We start from the raw sequence: 13,824 nt of genomic DNA on the forward strand, positions 1-13,824 counted from the left end.
CCGGTGTTCCGGGGCGCGCGGCCTTTTCGCGCACTACTGCCGAGGCGTGGCTCAGACGGTGGTGACGACCTGGTCGAAGTCCAGGCGCGGGGAGCGCGGGAACCAGGCGTCCTCGCCCGGCTTGCCGATGTTGATGACCATCAGCGGGGTGTGGTCGCCGTCCAGGAACTCCTTCTGGAGCCCGGCGAAGTCCAGACCGGTCATCGGGCCGGCGGCCAGGCCGGCGGCGCGGATGCCCACGATGAAGTACGCGGCCTGCAGCGCGGAGTTGACCAGCGCGGACTGCTCGCGGACCGGGCGCTCGGAGAAGAAGGCGTCCTTGGCCTGCGGGAAGTGGGGGAGCAGCTGCGGGAGCTCCTCGTGGAACTCGTTGTCCGCGGACAGGATCGCGACCAGCGGGGCGGCGGCGGTCTTGGCCTGGTTGCCCTCGGCCATGTGCTTCACCAGGCGCTCGCGGGCCTCGGGGGAGCGGACCAGGGTGATGCGCAGCGGCGTCTGGTTGAAGGCGGTCGGGCCGAACTTCACCAGGTCGTAGATGGCCTGGACCTGCTCCTCGGTCACCGGCTCGTCGGAGAACGTGTTGGCGGTACGGGCCTCACGGAAGAGGAGGTCCTGAGCGGCGGCGTCGAGAACGAGAGACATCGGAAAGCCTTCTTCTGTACGGGACTGAAGCGATGTCTCGAGATTACGACGGAGATAGGTGAAAGTTCAACTAAATCCTTGAGCGGGTGATCGACATCACTCCCCGTCGCCCTCGGGGCCCTCTTCCCCGGCCTCGCGCGCCGCCAGCGCCGAGTCCAGCCGCGCCCGGGCGCCCTCCAGCCAGTGGCGGCACACCTTCGCGAGCTCCTCGCCGCGCTCCCAGAGCGCGAGGGAGTCCTCCAGCGAGGTGCCGCCGGCCTCCAGCTTGCGGACGACCTCGATCAGCTCGTCGCGCGCCTGCTCGTACCCCAGCGCCGTATCGGTCCCGGCCATTCCCGCTCCCACCTTATCCGTGAAGATCAACAAATTGTTGCGACAGTGTGTCGCCTTTTCGGCCCTTACGCGGGGTCCTGCGCGGCCCCCGCCTCCGCGACCTCCACCGAGAACGTGCCCTCCGCCACCCGCGCCCGCAGCACGTCGCCCGCCGACACGTCCTCGGGCGAGCGCACCACGTGCCCGTCCGCCCGCTGCAGCACCGCGTACCCGCGCTCCAGCGTCGCCGCCGGGGACAGCGCCACCACCCGGGCGAGCGTGTGCGCCAGCTCCGAATCGGCCCGGTCCAGCAGGTGCCCCAGCGTCCTGCGGCCGCGCGCCAGCAGTGCCTCCACCTCGGCCTCGCGGGTCTCCACCATTCGCTGGGGGTGGACGAAGACCGGCCGCGCGAGCGCGTGCGCGAGACCGCGCTCCTCCCGGTCGAGCAGGCCGCGCACGGCGCGCAGCCCCCGGCCCTGCAGCTGGCGTACCCGCTCCAGCTCCTCGCCGACGTCCGGGACCACCTTCTTCGCCGCGTCCGTGGGCGTGGAGGCCCGCAGGTCCGCGACCAGGTCCAGCAGCGGGGAGTCCGGCTCGTGCCCGATCGCCGAGACCACGGGGGTACGGGCCGCCGCGACGGTCCGTACGACCTCCTCGTCGGAGAAGGGCAGCAGGTCCTCCACGCTGCCGCCGCCGCGCGCCACGATGATCACGTCCACCTCGGGCATGGAGTCCAGCTCCTTGACCGCCTGGATCACCTGCGGCACCGCGTTCACCCCCTGCACGGCGACGTTGCGGACCTCGAAGCGGACCGCCGGCCACCTGCGCCGCGCGTTCTCCAGTACGTCCCGCTCGGCCGCCGAGGCCCGCCCCACCACCAGCCCGATCAGCTGCGGCAGGAACGGCAGCGGCTTCTTGCGGTCCAGCGCGAAGAGCCCCTCGGAGGCGAGGGAGCGCTTGAGCCGCTCCAGCCGGGCGAGGAGCTCGCCGATGCCGACGGGCCGTATCTCGGTCGCCCGCAGGGACAGCTGCCCGCGCGGTGCGTACCACTCGGGCTTGGCGAGCACGACGACGCGCGCGCCCTCCGTCACGGAGTCCGCGACCTCGTCGAAGACCTGGCGGAAGCAGGTCACGCTCAGGGAGATGTCGTGCGAGGGATCGCGCAGCGTGAGGAAGACCACCCCCGCTCCCGGCCGCCGCGAGAGCTGCGTGATCTGCCCTTCCACCCACACCTGGCCGAGCTTGTCGATCCAGCCCCCGATGAGCCGGGACACCTGACCGACCGGCAGCGGCGCGTCAGCCGACGTATTCAGACCCATGCACGCAGGCTAACCGCCAGGACTGACACCGGCGTCGGGCCCGGAGCCCGTGGCGTCCGCGCGTCGCCCGCGCTGGACCACCAGCACCACCAGGCCCACCGCCAGCCACACCGCCCCCACGACCTGCGCCGTCCACGAGGCCTCGACGATCACCGCGACGGTCACGGCGGCGCCGAGGACCGGGACCAGCAGGTGGGAGAACCAGTTCGGGGGGCCGCCCCGGCGCTTGACGACGAACCAGCCGACCACCGAGGCGTGCAGCAGGGTGAAGGCCACCAGAGCCCCGACGTCCACCACCGAGACCAGGTGGTCCAGGCCGTCGTCGCGCCGGGCCGCCCACACCGCCGCGATCAGCGTGACCGTCGCCGCGACCAGCAGGGCCGGGCGCGGCGTGCCGTGCGAGGTACGGGCCAGCACGCGCGGCAGCCGGCCCTCGCGGGCCATCGCGAAGACCAGCCGGCCGGCCGCCGCCTGCCCGGCCAGCGCCGCGAAGGCGGCCCCGACGGCCTTGCTGACGGCGACGAGGTCGTGCAGCCAGCCGCCCACGGAGGACTCCACCGCGTTGTAGAAGGCCGGCCCCTGCTTCGCCGGGTCGGCCGCCAGCTCCGCCGAGGAGAAGGGGGCGAGGAGGGCCGCCAGGTAGGTCTGCGCGATGAACAGCACCCCGGTCAGCGCCAGGCAGAACAGCACCGCCCGCGCCACCTTCGCGCTGCCCCCCGTCACCTCCTCCGCGAAGGAGGCGATGGCGTCGAAGCCCAGGTAGGACAGGACCGCCACCGAGACCGCGCCGAGCACGGCGGCCGTCGAGAAGCCCAGCGAGCCGTCACCGGTGAGCGGGGAGAGCCAGCCGCGACGGGCCCCGTCCCGGACCAGTACGGTCACCGCCGAGACCAGGAACACCAGCAGGACCGCGATCTCCATGGCCAGCACCGCGAAGCCCACGCGCGCGGCGGCCCGTACGCCCCACAGGTTGAGCAGGGTGGTCACCACCACGGCCAGGGCCGTCCACACCCACCGGGAGACCTCCGGGACCAGGGCGTTCATGGCGATCCCGGAGAAGAGGTAGGCGACCGCCGGGATCAGCAGGTAGTCGAGCATCGCCATCCAGCCGGCGATCAGGCCCGGGCCCTCGCCCAGGCCCTTGCGGGCGTACGTGAAGACGGAGCCGGCCTGCGGGGCCACCCGCACCATCTGCGCGTAGGAGAAGGCCGTGAAGGCCATCGCCACCGTCGCGACGAGGTAGACGAGGGCGACGGCGCCGTGCGACTTGGCGTCGAGGGTGCCGAACACGCCGACCGGGGCCATGGGGGCGATGAACAGCAGCCCGTAGACCACGAGGTCCCGGAACCCCAGGCTCCGCCGTAGCTGCGAACCGGGGGCCGCGGGCGCACCGGGCGGGCCCGGGGGGCCGGGCGTCGTACTGGAATCCATCGCGGACACCATCGCTCCTCCGGGGTATGGCCGGTACGGACGTTCGCCCCAGTCTCTGCCGAACGGGGGACGTTCGGCCTCCTGAAGACCCCCGTACGATGGAGCACATGACTGCTGCCGCCCCCGCTCCCGCTTCCCGCCGTGTCCTGCTCGCCGCGCCGCGCGGCTACTGCGCGGGCGTGGACCGAGCCGTGATCGCTGTCGAGAAGGCCCTCGAGCAGTACGGTGCGCCGGTCTACGTCCGCCACGAGATCGTGCACAACAAGTACGTCGTCCAGACCCTGGAGAAGAAGGGCGCCATCTTCGTCGAGCGGACGGAGGAGGTGCCCGAGGGCTCCATCGTGATGTTCTCCGCGCACGGCGTGGCCCCCGTGGTGCACGAGGAGGCGGCGCGCGGCAAGCTCGCGACCATCGACGCCACCTGCCCCCTGGTCACGAAGGTGCACAAGGAAGCCATCCGCTACGCGAACGAGGACTTCGACATCCTCCTCATCGGCCACGAGGGCCACGAGGAGGTCATCGGCACCTCCGGCGAGGCCCCGGACCACATCACCATCGTGGACGGCCCGGAGGACGTGGCGAAGGTGCAGGTCAGGGACGAGTCGAAGGTCGTCTGGCTGTCGCAGACCACCCTCTCGGTCGACGAGACCATGCAGACGGTCGACGCGCTGAAGACCAAGTTCCCGCTGCTCGTCTCGCCCCCCAGCGACGACATCTGCTACGCCACCTCGAACCGCCAGGAGGCGGTCAAGGTGATGGGCGCCGACTCCGACCTGGTCATCGTCGTCGGCTCCAAGAACTCCTCGAACTCCATCCGGCTGGTCGAGGTCGCCCTCGACGCGGGCGCGAAGGCCTCGTACCTCGTCGACTTCGCGAGCGAGATCGACGAGGCCTGGCTCGAAGGCGTCACCACCGTCGGCCTGACCTCGGGCGCCTCGGTGCCGGAGGTGCTCGTCGAGGAGGTGCTGGAGTGGCTCGCCGAGCGCGGCTACGCCGACGTGGAGCTCGTCAAGACGGCCGAGGAGTCGATCGTCTTCTCGCTGCCCAAGGAGCTGCGCCGCGACCTGCGCGCCGAGGCCGCGGAGCTCGTCTCCGAGAAGTAGAGCGCTCCGGCGGGGCATTTCGTACGGTGTGTCCATGCAGATCTTCGGCGTGGACATCGGCGGTTCCGGGATCAAGGGCGCTCCCGTGGACCTGGACCGTGGCGACCTGGCGCAGGAGCGCCACAAAGTACTGACACCGCAGCCGGCCACCCCCGACGGGGTGGCCGGCTGCGTCGTCGAGGTGGTCCGCCACTTCGACTGGGACGGCCCGGTGGGGGTCACCTTCCCCGGCGTGGTCACGGGCGGGGTCACCCGGTCGGCGGCCAACATGGACAAGGGCTGGGTCGGCGTGGACACGGCGGCGCTGCTCTCGTCCCGGCTGGACGGCCGGCCCGTCACGGTCCTCAACGACGCCGACGCGGCGGGGGTCGCGGAGATGACCTACGGGGCGGGGCGCGGGGTCGGCGGCACCGTCATCCTGCTCACGCTGGGCACCGGGATCGGCAGCGCCCTCTTCACGGACGGGCACCTGGTGGCCAACAGCGAGCTGGGCCACCTGGAGCTCAAGGGCCACGACGCCGAGACGCGGGCCTCGGTGAAGGCCAAGGACGACGGACAGCTGACCTGGGAGCGCTGGGCGCACCGGGTGGGGAAGTACCTGGCGCACGTGGAGATGCTGTTCTCCCCGGACCTGTTCATCATCGGGGGCGGCGTGAGCCGCAAGCCGGAGAAGTTCCTGCCGCTGATCGAGGGCGTACGGGCCCGGATCGTCCCGGCGGAGCTGCGCAACAACGCGGGGATCGTGGGGGCGGCGATGGCGGCGCGCGGGGCGTCGAAGTAGGCGGCGGCGGTGGTGGCAGCCGTGTCCCTCAGGCGACGCGGCGGGGCATGCGCCGCCGGCCGATGAGCACGGCCTTGCGCACGACCACGATCAGGGCGGCGACGAGCGTCCCCGCGTACAGCCAGCCGGCGTGCAGCGACAGTGCGGACACCAGCCCCATCACCTCGCCCGCGAAGCCGCCGGAGCCTCCCGAGACGGGCCACACTCCGGCGGCGAAGGCGATCGGGGCGGTGATCGGCGCGGTGATCAGGTCGGCGGGCCGCACCCACAGGGCGGTGGCGGCGGCCACGGGCAGGAAGAGCAGCCCGTAGGCGAAGAGCGAGGCGTCGAAGAGCAGCCAGTCGATGCCGCCGATCAGGAACATCGCGGCGCACGCGAAGAGCCCGCCGCCGAGCCCGGTCAGCCGGGGCCGCGGCAGCCGGCGTACCGGGGGCCGTCCGGGGGACCGCTCCGCTGGGTGACGTACCGTACGCGCCTTGTATCGCTCCACCCCTCAAAACTAGGCGGGGGGCCGCCGATAGCGTGCCCGGACACGCGTACATCGGCGCCCCCTCATCGGAAAGTAAACTGTCCGACGGCCCACTCCCGGGCCGCCGCCCCCTCCAGCTACGGGAAGTCGCCAACGTGTCGCTCACGATCGGAATCGTCGGCCTGCCGAATGTCGGCAAGTCGACCCTGTTCAACGCCCTGACCAAGAACGACGTGCTGGCGGCCAACTACCCGTTCGCCACGATCGAGCCGAACGTCGGCGTCGTCGGCGTCCCGGACACCCGCCTCGGCGTCCTGGCCGGCATCTTCGGCTCGCAGAAGATCCTCCCGGCGACGGTCGACTTCGTCGACATCGCGGGCATCGTGCGCGGTGCGTCGGAGGGCGAGGGCCTCGGCAACAAGTTCCTCGCGAACATCCGCGAGTCGGACGCGATCTGCCAGGTCATCCGCGCCTTCAAGGACGAGAACGTCGTCCACGTCGACGGCAAGGTCTCGCCGAAGGACGACATCGAGACGATCAACACCGAGCTGATCCTCGCGGACCTCCAGTCCATCGAGAAGGCGGTGCCGCGCCTGACGAAGGAGTCCCGTCTCCAGAAGGAGAAGGTCGCGGTCCTCGCCGCCGTCGAGAAGGCCCAGAAGATCCTCGGAGCGGGCGACACCCTCTTCTCCCAGGGCATCACGAAGGGCACGGAGCAGGGCGACCTCCTCCACGAGCTGCACCTCCTGACGGTCAAGCCCTTCCTCTACGTCTTCAACGTGGACGAGGACGAGCTGACGGACGAGGCCTTCAAGGCCGAGCAGAGCGCGCTGGTGGCCCCGGCCGAGGCGATCTTCCTGAACGCCAAGCTGGAGGCCGAGCTCATCGAGCTCGACGACGAGGAGGCCCTCGAGCTCCTCCAGTCGGTCGGCCAGGAGGAGCCCGGCATGGCCACCCTCGGCCGCGTCGGCTTCGCCACCCTGGGCCTGCAGACCTACCTGACGGCCGGCCCGAAGGAAACCCGCGCCTGGACCATCAAGCAGGGCGCCACCGCCCCCGAGGCCGCCGGCGTGATCCACACCGACTTCCAGCGCGGCTTCATCAAGGCCGAGGTCATCTCCTTCGCGGACCTGGTCGACTGCGGCTCGGTCGCCGAGGCCCGCGCCAAGGGCAAGGCCCGCATGGAGGGCAAGGACTACGTCATGCAGGACGGCGACGTGGTCGAGTTCCGCTTCAACGTCTGATCATTCATCAAGTGACGTGCCTGACCTGCCAGTTGGCAGGTCAGGCGCGTTCTCCTGTCCGCTTGGGGTCCTCGCCTGTCGAGCGCGGGGTGTCGGCGGCGCGCCGGCCGACTGGGCGCGGCGGGCGTTTCAGACCTTGATGACTTCTACGGCGGGGCCGCAGAGAAGCGTCAGGTCCTCGGGGTCGGAAGTGAGGACGGTGACCGGCTGCGGCGCGCTGCGGGCGATGACGGCGAAGGCGGCGTCGATGGCGTACTTGTGGCCGTGAAGGTGGTGAGTGCGCAGGAGGGCGGCAGCCTCGTCGGTGATCTCCCTGGTGACGTCGTGAACGTCGATGCGGGAGAGGACCCACTTGATGCGGACGGGGTGGATGCGCTCGTAGTCGGCTTCGAGGGTGGTCATGGCGCTTGTGGCCACGCGGACGCCCTCTTCCGATGCCGCCTGGACCATCGCCACGACGGTGCGGTCCTTGCGGTAGAGCTTGGAGAGTCCTTCGCTGTCGAGCAGCAGGGTGCCAGGCATCAGGCGGCGGCACCGCCGACCTGTCGGTGGTCATGGCGCAGCAGCGCGCGGGCGGCCTCGACCTCCTCGCGGGTGAGCTCGTCATTGTCGGTCTCGAAGTCGGCGACGATCTCCCGAAGCCTGTCCATGGCGACCCGTTGTTCCAGGGCTTCGGCGACGTAGGCGGAGAAGCCGCCGGGCCCGACATGGGCGCGTACGGCTTCGGCGAGGTCCTCGGGCAGGCTGACGGAGTACTTCCTGCTACTGCTCATGATGTCGATCCTACCGGCGGTCGTAACTCTGTGGGTGTGAATGGTCGTGGCGGCGGCGCGGAAGGAGCGGCTCGGGCACTCCATCCTCCGCCTTGCGAGACCGCCCGGTCCGCAGCCAGTCCGCAGGACACTCGTAAACAGTCATCGGGAGCCAACGCATGCCAACGGAGAAAAGGCTGGTCAGAGCCCTGGGTGGGGATCCGCCGCGGGTCAGGATCGGGCGGCAGGCATTCCGCTTCAACGTGTAGTCGGACGCGCAGTTCAGAAGGGGGTCGGACTCTGTGGAGTCCGACCCCCTTCGGCATTCCCGGCCTGATTCGGTGCTGACTCCTCAGCTGCTTCGGGGCGGCGTGAGCTTGTCGAGGTCCAGGCTGACCTCGAAGGGCACGGGCCGCCGGAGGGTGCCCCGGAAGATCCCGGCGGGCGCATAGGCGCCGGTGGGTTCGTCGAGCTCGTAGACGTGGACGACGGGTGCCCCGTCCTCGTCCTCGATGCACCAGTAGTGGGGGATGCGCCGGCCCCCGCGTACTTGCGGAGCTTTACGGTGCGATCGCGGTGGGCGGCTCCGCGAACCAGCCTTCCGCGCGCGGCGGGCGCATCCAGTCGGGCAGTCCGGTCATGGCTTCACGGTAGCGGCCTGCGGCTCGAGCCGGAGAGCCCATGAACTCGTTCGGAGGTTTTCCGGCCCATCGGTCTTCAGGGGGTCGGTGTCGTCGTCGGGTTGCGGCGGAGGGTGTGGGTCGCTGGGAGGAGGGTGGAGAGGGTGGCCAGGAGGGTGCAGGCGGCGGCTACCGCGGTCATCGGGAGCCAGGGGATGACCATCGGGGAGTCGACTCCCAGGGACGCGAGGGCGGCGCGCATGCCGGCCAGGTTGAGGGCGGTGATCGCCGTGCCCAGGAGTGCGCCCACCGCGCACGTCAGGAGGGATTCGGCGGTCGTCACGGCGAGGACCTGGGTGCGGGTGGCGCCGGCCAGGCGGAGCAGGTGGAGTTCCGCGGACCGGTCCGAGGTCGCCATCAGCAGGGTGTTGGCCAGCGCGATCGCCGTGTAGACCAGCGCGATGCCGAGGACCAGGACGAAGCCGAGCACGGTGAAGCGGTTGGTGCGCGGGTGCGTCGCCGTCACCCAGTCGGCCTTCGTGCGCAGCGTGGCGTCGTAGCGGGCGGCCGCCTCGTGGACCGCGGCGGTCGCGGACGCCGGGGCCTTGACCTCGATGCGGGAGACCTTCGCGCCCGGGGCGTTGCGCGGGGTCACGTAGGCGCCGTTGTCGCCGGTCCCCGTCCGCATCACGGCCACCACGCGCAGCCGGGTCTGCGTGCCGTCCGCCAGCCACAGGGGGACGGAGTCCCCGACCTCGTGCTGCCACCACTCCTCCGTGACGATGATGCTCCCGTCGTCCAGGTCCGCGACCGAGCCCGCCACCACCGGCAGCCGGGAGACCTCCGCCAGGGCCGACGGGTCGACCGCCGAGGCCTCCGAGCGGACCTTCACGAACCCCTCCTCCAGGACCGTGAGGGTGGTGTCGGCCACCGCGAGGGCCGTCGCACCCGGGACGGCCGCGGAGGCGGGCAGACCGTCGCCGGTCAGGATCCAGTCCGCGCCCGTCCGTTCGCGGCTCTCGGCCGTCTTCGCCTCGCTCAGGGTCAGGGTCGAGCCCATCAGCGAGCCGGTCAGCGCGACCATCACCAGGACCGGCGCCGCCACCGCCGCCGTCCGGCGGATCCCCGCCGAGGCGTTCGCCCGCACCAGCCGGCCCGCGTAGGAGGTCAGCCGGACCGGGAGCCACATCAGCAGCCGCACGACGGGACGTACGAGCACGGGTGCCAGCAGACCGCACGCGGAGATCAGGAGCATCGGCTGCCACGTGTACGTCTTGCGCTTGAGCAGGTCGCCCGGGTCGGAGCCGAGCCGCCAGCCGGCGAAGCCGACCGCGAACAGCAGCAGCGCGCCCCCGGCCGTCCACCGGCCCGGAGTCATCGGCCGCTCGTCCGTCGCGGCCTCGCGCAGCGCCTCCAGCGGACCGACCCGGCCGGCCCGGCGGGAGGCGGCGTACGCCCCTGCCAGCGCGACCAGCAGTCCGGTCCAGAACGCCGTGTGCAGCGGCCAGGTCTGATCCCCGATCACGTACGAGGCGGGCGTGAGCCCCTGCGAGACCATCCACCGCGCCATCAGCGGCGCACCCGCCCGGCCCAGGACCACCCCCGCCGCGGACCCGGCCAGACCGACGGCCGCCGCCTCCGTCATCACCAGCCGGCGCAGCTGCCCCGGCGTCGACCCCGCCAGCCGCAGCAGCCCCAGCTCGCGCCGCCGCTGGGCCACGGCGTACGAGAACGTGGAGGCGACCACGAACACCGACACGAACGAACTCACCCCGCCCGCCGTGCCCAGCATCGAGTTGACGCCCACCACCTCGACGCCCTCGGGCAGTGAGGCCGACGCCGCGAGCCCCAGCCCCATGACGGTCATCAGCGCGACCCCGAGGGCCACCGCCACGAACGTCCCCACCTGTGTCATCCAGCGCCGCCGCAGCGACCTCAACGCGATTTTCAGCATGGCCCCAGCCAACCGGCGCGGCCCGGCCGGGTCAGCGGGGCAGGGGCGAGTCCCGAAGGTAGGGCCAGCACTACCGCGCGGGGCCCGGACCGCCGCCTAACGTGGCCGCATGCCGCCCTTCCTCCTCGGCCCGGACCGGCGCCGGTACCTGCGTTCCGCCCGGCCGTGGCGCTCCGCCGCCTACCTGCTCACCGGCGGCCTCGGCGGCGCCCTCGCGTTCGCCGTGCTGCTCCTGCTCGCCGTCTGCGGCACGGTCCTCGCCGTCGTCCTCGTCGGGCTGCCCCTGCTGGCCGCCCTCGCGCTGGCCGGAGTGCCGTACGCGGCCCTCGAACGCCGCCGGCTGCGGCTGGTCGATCCCGTCCGCGTCGCCGACCCGCACCGCGATCCGGACCGTACGGGGCTCGCGGCATGGGCGCGGACCCGCTTCCGCGAGCAGGCGACCTGGCGGGAACTGGGCTACGTGCTGCTCGCCGCCACCGTCCTGTGGCCCCTCGAACTCCTCGCCGTCGGCGCGGCCCTCCTGGTCCCCGCCGACCTGATCTCCGCCCCCGTCCAGCTCGCCCTCGACGGGGACCAGGTCAATGCGCTCGCCCTGCACGGAGTCACCGACTACCCGGAGGCCCTGCTCTGCGCCGCCGCCGGACTGCTGCTGCTCCCGCTCTTCCTCTACGGGCTCGGCGTGCTGGCGGCCGCCCGCGCGGCCCTGGCCCGGCTGATGCTCAGCCCCGGCCAGGCCGACCTGGCCGTCAAAGTCACCGAACTGACCAGCTCCCGGGCCCGGCTGGCGGCCGCCTTCGACGCCGAGCGCCGGCGGATCGAGCGGGACCTGCACGACGGAGCCCAGCAGCGGCTCGTCGCCCTGTCCATGACGCTGGGCCTGGCCCGGCTCGACGCCCCGCCGGGCAGCCCGCTCGCCGGGCAGCTCGCCGCCGCGCACGCCGAGGCCGGGCAGGTGCTGACCTCGCTGCGCGAGCTCATCCACGGCATCCACCCGCAGGTCCTCACCGACCGGGGGCTGCCCGACGCGGTCGCCGACATCGCCGACCGTTCGCCGATCCCCGTGGACACCCACTTCGACCTCCCCGGGCGGCTGCCCGAACAGGCCGAGTCCGCCGGGTACTTCTTCGTCAGCGAGGCCCTCACCAACGCGGCCCGGCACAGCGGGGCGCGGCGGATCACCGTCACCGGCCGCCACGACGGGACGCGGCTGACCGTGGAGGTGGCGGACGACGGCCGCGGCGGCGCGGACGCGGCGCGGGGGAGCGGACTGACGGGTCTGGCCGACCGGGTGTCGGTCGTGGACGGCAGACTGACCCTGACCAGTCCTCCCGGAGGCCCGACCCTGTTGCGTGTGGAGATCCCTTGCATTCCGAGCGTGCCGAAGGAACCGAAGCTGTCGTAGGGGCCGGAGCCCCCAGGGGGGCCGCGGCCCCCGCGGCCCCCGGCCGTACGCCGCTGCGCGTGGTCCTCGCCGAGGACTCCGTCCTGCTCCGCGAGGGCCTCGTCGGCCTGCTCGCCCGCTTCGGGCACCGCACGGTGGCCGCCGTCGGCGACGCGCGGGAACTGGAGGCGGCCGTCGCCGAGCACCGGCCGGACATCGTCGTCACCGACGTGCGGATGCCCCCGGACCACACCGACGAGGGGCTGCGCGCGGCCGTGCGCCTGCGCGGGGCGCGGCCGGACCTGCCCGTCCTCGTCCTCTCCCAGTACGTGCAGCGCTCGTACGCCGCCGAACTGCTCGACTCCGGCGACGGGACGGCCGTCGGGTACCTGCTCAAGGACCGCGTCGGGCAGGTCGAGGAGTTCCTCGACGCGGTGGGCCGGGTGGCGGCCGGCGGGACGGTGGTCGATCCCGAGGTCGTACGCCGCCTCATCAGCCGCCGCCGCGATCCGCTGGAGCGGCTGACGGCCAGGGAGCGGGAGGTCCTCGCCCTGATCGCCGAGGGCCACTCCAACGCGGAGGTGTCCCGGCGGCTCACCGTCTCCGAGGCGGCGGTCGGCAAGCACATCGGGAACATCTTCATGAAGCTCGACCTGCCCCCGGCCCAGGAGTCCCACCGCAGGGTCCTCGCGGTCCTGGCGTACCTGCGGGACTGACGGGCCCTGCGGGATGGCCGGGCCCCGGTCAGAAACCGCGGACCGAGGCGACCGTGAACTCGGTCGGGGCACCCGTGGACGGCATGGGACCGCCGTCCTTGTCGAACTGGGAGCGGACCACCAGCGTGCGGCCCGGCACCTGGACCAGGGTGGTCGGGATCTGGAGCGAGGGGTCCGTCACCGTGCGGACCAGCCGGGCCCGGGTGCCGTCGGCCGAGAGCTGCCAGCGGCTCAGGGTGTTGCGGGTGTTCTGGGCCGCGCGCAGGACTCCGCCGGGTGCCAGGTCGAGACCGTCGGCGGTCTTCAGGTCGCCGCCGGTCAGGGCGGTGCGCGAGACCTCGCCCGAGCGGAGGTCGATGCGGAACAGATCGCCCGCGGTCATGTCGACGGTGAGCAGGAAGCGGCCGGCCGGGTCCGCGGCTATCCCGTTGAGCGAGAAGCTGCCCGCCGGGGACGGGGTGAGCCGCCCGCTCAGGTCGTACGCGGGCAGCAGCGGGCCGGAGCCGGCGGCGAGCTGCTCCGGGGTCACCCGGTAGACCACCGCGCGGACGCTGTCGGTGAGGTACGCGGTGCCGTCCGGGGTGAGCGCCAGGTCGTTGAGGAAGCGCGGTGCGCTGCCGGGTATCTCGAAGTGGGCCAGACGGGCCCCCGAGCGGGTGTCGTAGACCGAGACGCCCGAGGTGGAGTCGGTCACCCAGAGCCTGCCGCGCGCGTCGACGCGCAGTCCGTTCGCGGTGTGGCGGCCGTCGGTGCCCGAGGGCAGGAAGACCTCCGCCGCGTGTCCGCCGGAGCGGGCCCGGTAGATCGTGCCGTCCGTGTAGGAGCCGACGTAGACCGTGCCGGTGCGGGGGTCGGCGGCTATGCCCTCCGGGAAGACCTTCGCGCCGGGGAGGGTGAACGCGGTGGAGATCCGCGCCTGCGCGGCCCGGCCGGTCGTCGCCGTCCCGGCATCGGAGGCCTGGGCGGACGCGGACGCGGCCGGGGCAGCGCCGAGGGCGAGGGCGGAGGTCAGGGTGAGCAGGACCGCGGGCAGGAGCTTCTTCATCATCGGACGTCCTCTTCTGTATGGGTGAGCACGAAGATAAGTTAGAGCTCTAATG

14 protein-coding genes and 1 pseudogene are annotated in these 13,824 nt (G+C 72.3%); 5 read left to right on the forward strand and 10 right to left on the reverse strand.

Annotation, left to right across the window (positions count from 1 at the left end; genetic code table 11):
- Nucleotides 1-51: 51 nt before the first annotated feature.
- From ACWGDE_RS12675 to ACWGDE_RS12690, 4 genes are all read right to left on the reverse strand, one after another.
- Nucleotides 52-642 (reverse strand): malonic semialdehyde reductase, encoded by a 591-nt coding sequence (locus ACWGDE_RS12675; protein WP_453388969.1) that lies wholly within the window; start codon nucleotides 640-642, stop codon nucleotides 52-54.
- 96 nt (nucleotides 643-738) lie between these two features.
- A complete protein-coding gene (locus tag ACWGDE_RS12680) occupies nucleotides 739-975 on the reverse strand; it encodes an exodeoxyribonuclease VII small subunit (protein WP_453388970.1) in 237 nt (78 codons plus the stop codon).
- Nucleotides 976-1,040: 65 nt separating this feature from the next.
- Nucleotides 1,041-2,273 carry an exodeoxyribonuclease VII large subunit gene (xseA, locus tag ACWGDE_RS12685; RefSeq protein WP_453388971.1) on the reverse strand — a complete coding sequence of 411 codons (1,233 nt, stop codon included), beginning with the start codon at nucleotides 2,271-2,273 and terminating at the stop codon, nucleotides 1,041-1,043.
- A gap of 9 nt (nucleotides 2,274-2,282) precedes the next feature.
- Nucleotides 2,283-3,704: an APC family permease gene (locus ACWGDE_RS12690; RefSeq protein WP_453388972.1), complete on the reverse strand. Its 1,422-nt coding sequence runs from the start codon at nucleotides 3,702-3,704 to the stop codon at nucleotides 2,283-2,285.
- A 98-nt stretch (nucleotides 3,705-3,802) separates the two neighbouring features.
- Between ACWGDE_RS12690 and ACWGDE_RS12695 the strand changes: the two genes are divergently transcribed.
- Both ACWGDE_RS12695 and ppgK read left to right on the forward strand, forming a co-directional pair.
- Nucleotides 3,803-4,807, forward strand: coding sequence for a 4-hydroxy-3-methylbut-2-enyl diphosphate reductase (locus ACWGDE_RS12695; RefSeq protein WP_453388973.1), 1,005 nt, complete (start codon nucleotides 3,803-3,805; stop codon nucleotides 4,805-4,807).
- Between the two features lie 34 nt (nucleotides 4,808-4,841).
- Nucleotides 4,842-5,588: a polyphosphate--glucose phosphotransferase gene (ppgK, locus tag ACWGDE_RS12700; RefSeq protein ID WP_453388974.1), complete on the forward strand. Its 747-nt coding sequence runs from the start codon at nucleotides 4,842-4,844 to the stop codon at nucleotides 5,586-5,588.
- Nucleotides 5,589-5,616: 28 nt separating this feature from the next.
- On the opposite strand, the gene ACWGDE_RS12705 is transcribed toward ppgK, so the two are convergent.
- The gene (locus ACWGDE_RS12705) at nucleotides 5,617-6,078 is read right to left on the reverse strand and encodes a DUF6542 domain-containing protein (protein WP_453388975.1); all 462 of its coding nucleotides are present in this window, start codon (nucleotides 6,076-6,078) and stop codon (nucleotides 5,617-5,619) included.
- Nucleotides 6,079-6,212: 134 nt separating this feature from the next.
- On the opposite strand from ACWGDE_RS12705, the gene ychF reads away from it, so the two are divergent.
- Complete coding sequence (ychF, locus tag ACWGDE_RS12710) at nucleotides 6,213-7,301, forward strand: redox-regulated ATPase YchF (RefSeq protein WP_453388976.1); 1,089 nt, start codon at nucleotides 6,213-6,215, stop codon at nucleotides 7,299-7,301.
- Between the two features lie 129 nt (nucleotides 7,302-7,430).
- On the opposite strand, the gene ACWGDE_RS12715 is transcribed toward ychF, so the two are convergent.
- The 4 genes and pseudogenes from ACWGDE_RS12715 to ACWGDE_RS12730 form a co-directional block, all read right to left on the reverse strand.
- Nucleotides 7,431-7,823 (reverse strand): DNA-binding protein, encoded by a 393-nt coding sequence (locus ACWGDE_RS12715; RefSeq protein ID WP_453388977.1) that lies wholly within the window; start codon nucleotides 7,821-7,823, stop codon nucleotides 7,431-7,433.
- Complete coding sequence (locus tag ACWGDE_RS12720) at nucleotides 7,823-8,074, reverse strand: hypothetical protein (RefSeq protein ID WP_453388978.1); 252 nt, start codon at nucleotides 8,072-8,074, stop codon at nucleotides 7,823-7,825. Before ACWGDE_RS12720 ends, ACWGDE_RS12715 begins: the two co-directional genes overlap by 1 nt.
- Nucleotides 8,075-8,405: 331 nt before the next feature.
- Nucleotides 8,406-8,638 (reverse strand): annotated as a pseudogene (locus ACWGDE_RS12725) (Uma2 family endonuclease); the annotation flags it as partial.
- Nucleotides 8,639-8,770: 132 nt separating this feature from the next.
- A complete protein-coding gene (locus tag ACWGDE_RS12730; RefSeq protein ID WP_453388979.1) occupies nucleotides 8,771-10,627 on the reverse strand; it encodes an FtsX-like permease family protein in 1,857 nt (618 codons plus the stop codon).
- 109 nt (nucleotides 10,628-10,736) lie between these two features.
- On the opposite strand from ACWGDE_RS12730, the gene ACWGDE_RS12735 reads away from it, so the two are divergent.
- Nucleotides 10,737-12,029 (forward strand): sensor histidine kinase, encoded by a 1,293-nt coding sequence (locus ACWGDE_RS12735; RefSeq protein ID WP_453388980.1) that lies wholly within the window; start codon nucleotides 10,737-10,739, stop codon nucleotides 12,027-12,029.
- Between the two features lie 53 nt (nucleotides 12,030-12,082).
- Entirely contained in the window at nucleotides 12,083-12,724 is a 642-nt protein-coding gene (locus ACWGDE_RS12740) for a response regulator (RefSeq protein ID WP_453388997.1), read from the forward strand.
- A 28-nt stretch (nucleotides 12,725-12,752) separates the two neighbouring features.
- On the opposite strand, the gene ACWGDE_RS12745 is transcribed toward ACWGDE_RS12740, so the two are convergent.
- Nucleotides 12,753-13,772: an SMP-30/gluconolactonase/LRE family protein gene (locus ACWGDE_RS12745; RefSeq protein ID WP_453388981.1), complete on the reverse strand. Its 1,020-nt coding sequence runs from the start codon at nucleotides 13,770-13,772 to the stop codon at nucleotides 12,753-12,755.
- Nucleotides 13,773-13,824 lie beyond the last annotated feature (52 nt).

The organism is Streptomyces sp. NPDC054956, from assembly GCF_053609185.1.

Excerpts from the sequence above, each read along its gene's own strand:
- ACWGDE_RS12675 (WP_453388969.1), bottom strand. The coding sequence starts at position 642 with ATGTCTCTCGTTCTCGACGCCGCCGCTCAGGACCTCCTCTTCCGTGAG.
- ACWGDE_RS12680 (WP_453388970.1), bottom strand. The coding sequence starts at position 975 with ATGGCCGGGACCGATACGGCGCTGGGGTACGAGCAGGCGCGCGACGAG.
- xseA (WP_453388971.1), bottom strand. The coding sequence starts at position 2,273 with ATGGGTCTGAATACGTCGGCTGACGCGCCGCTGCCGGTCGGTCAGGTG.
- ACWGDE_RS12690 (WP_453388972.1), bottom strand. The coding sequence starts at position 3,704 with ATGGATTCCAGTACGACGCCCGGCCCCCCGGGCCCGCCCGGTGCGCCC.
- ACWGDE_RS12695 (WP_453388973.1), top strand. The coding sequence starts at position 3,803 with ATGGAGCACATGACTGCTGCCGCCCCCGCTCCCGCTTCCCGCCGTGTC.
- ppgK (WP_453388974.1), top strand. The coding sequence starts at position 4,842 with ATGCAGATCTTCGGCGTGGACATCGGCGGTTCCGGGATCAAGGGCGCT.
- ACWGDE_RS12715 (WP_453388977.1), bottom strand. The coding sequence starts at position 7,823 with ATGCCTGGCACCCTGCTGCTCGACAGCGAAGGACTCTCCAAGCTCTAC.
- ACWGDE_RS12720 (WP_453388978.1), bottom strand. The coding sequence starts at position 8,074 with ATGAGCAGTAGCAGGAAGTACTCCGTCAGCCTGCCCGAGGACCTCGCC.
- ACWGDE_RS12730 (WP_453388979.1), bottom strand. The coding sequence starts at position 10,627 with ATGCTGAAAATCGCGTTGAGGTCGCTGCGGCGGCGCTGGATGACACAG.
- ACWGDE_RS12735 (WP_453388980.1), top strand. The coding sequence starts at position 10,737 with ATGCCGCCCTTCCTCCTCGGCCCGGACCGGCGCCGGTACCTGCGTTCC.
- ACWGDE_RS12745 (WP_453388981.1), bottom strand. The coding sequence starts at position 13,772 with ATGATGAAGAAGCTCCTGCCCGCGGTCCTGCTCACCCTGACCTCCGCC.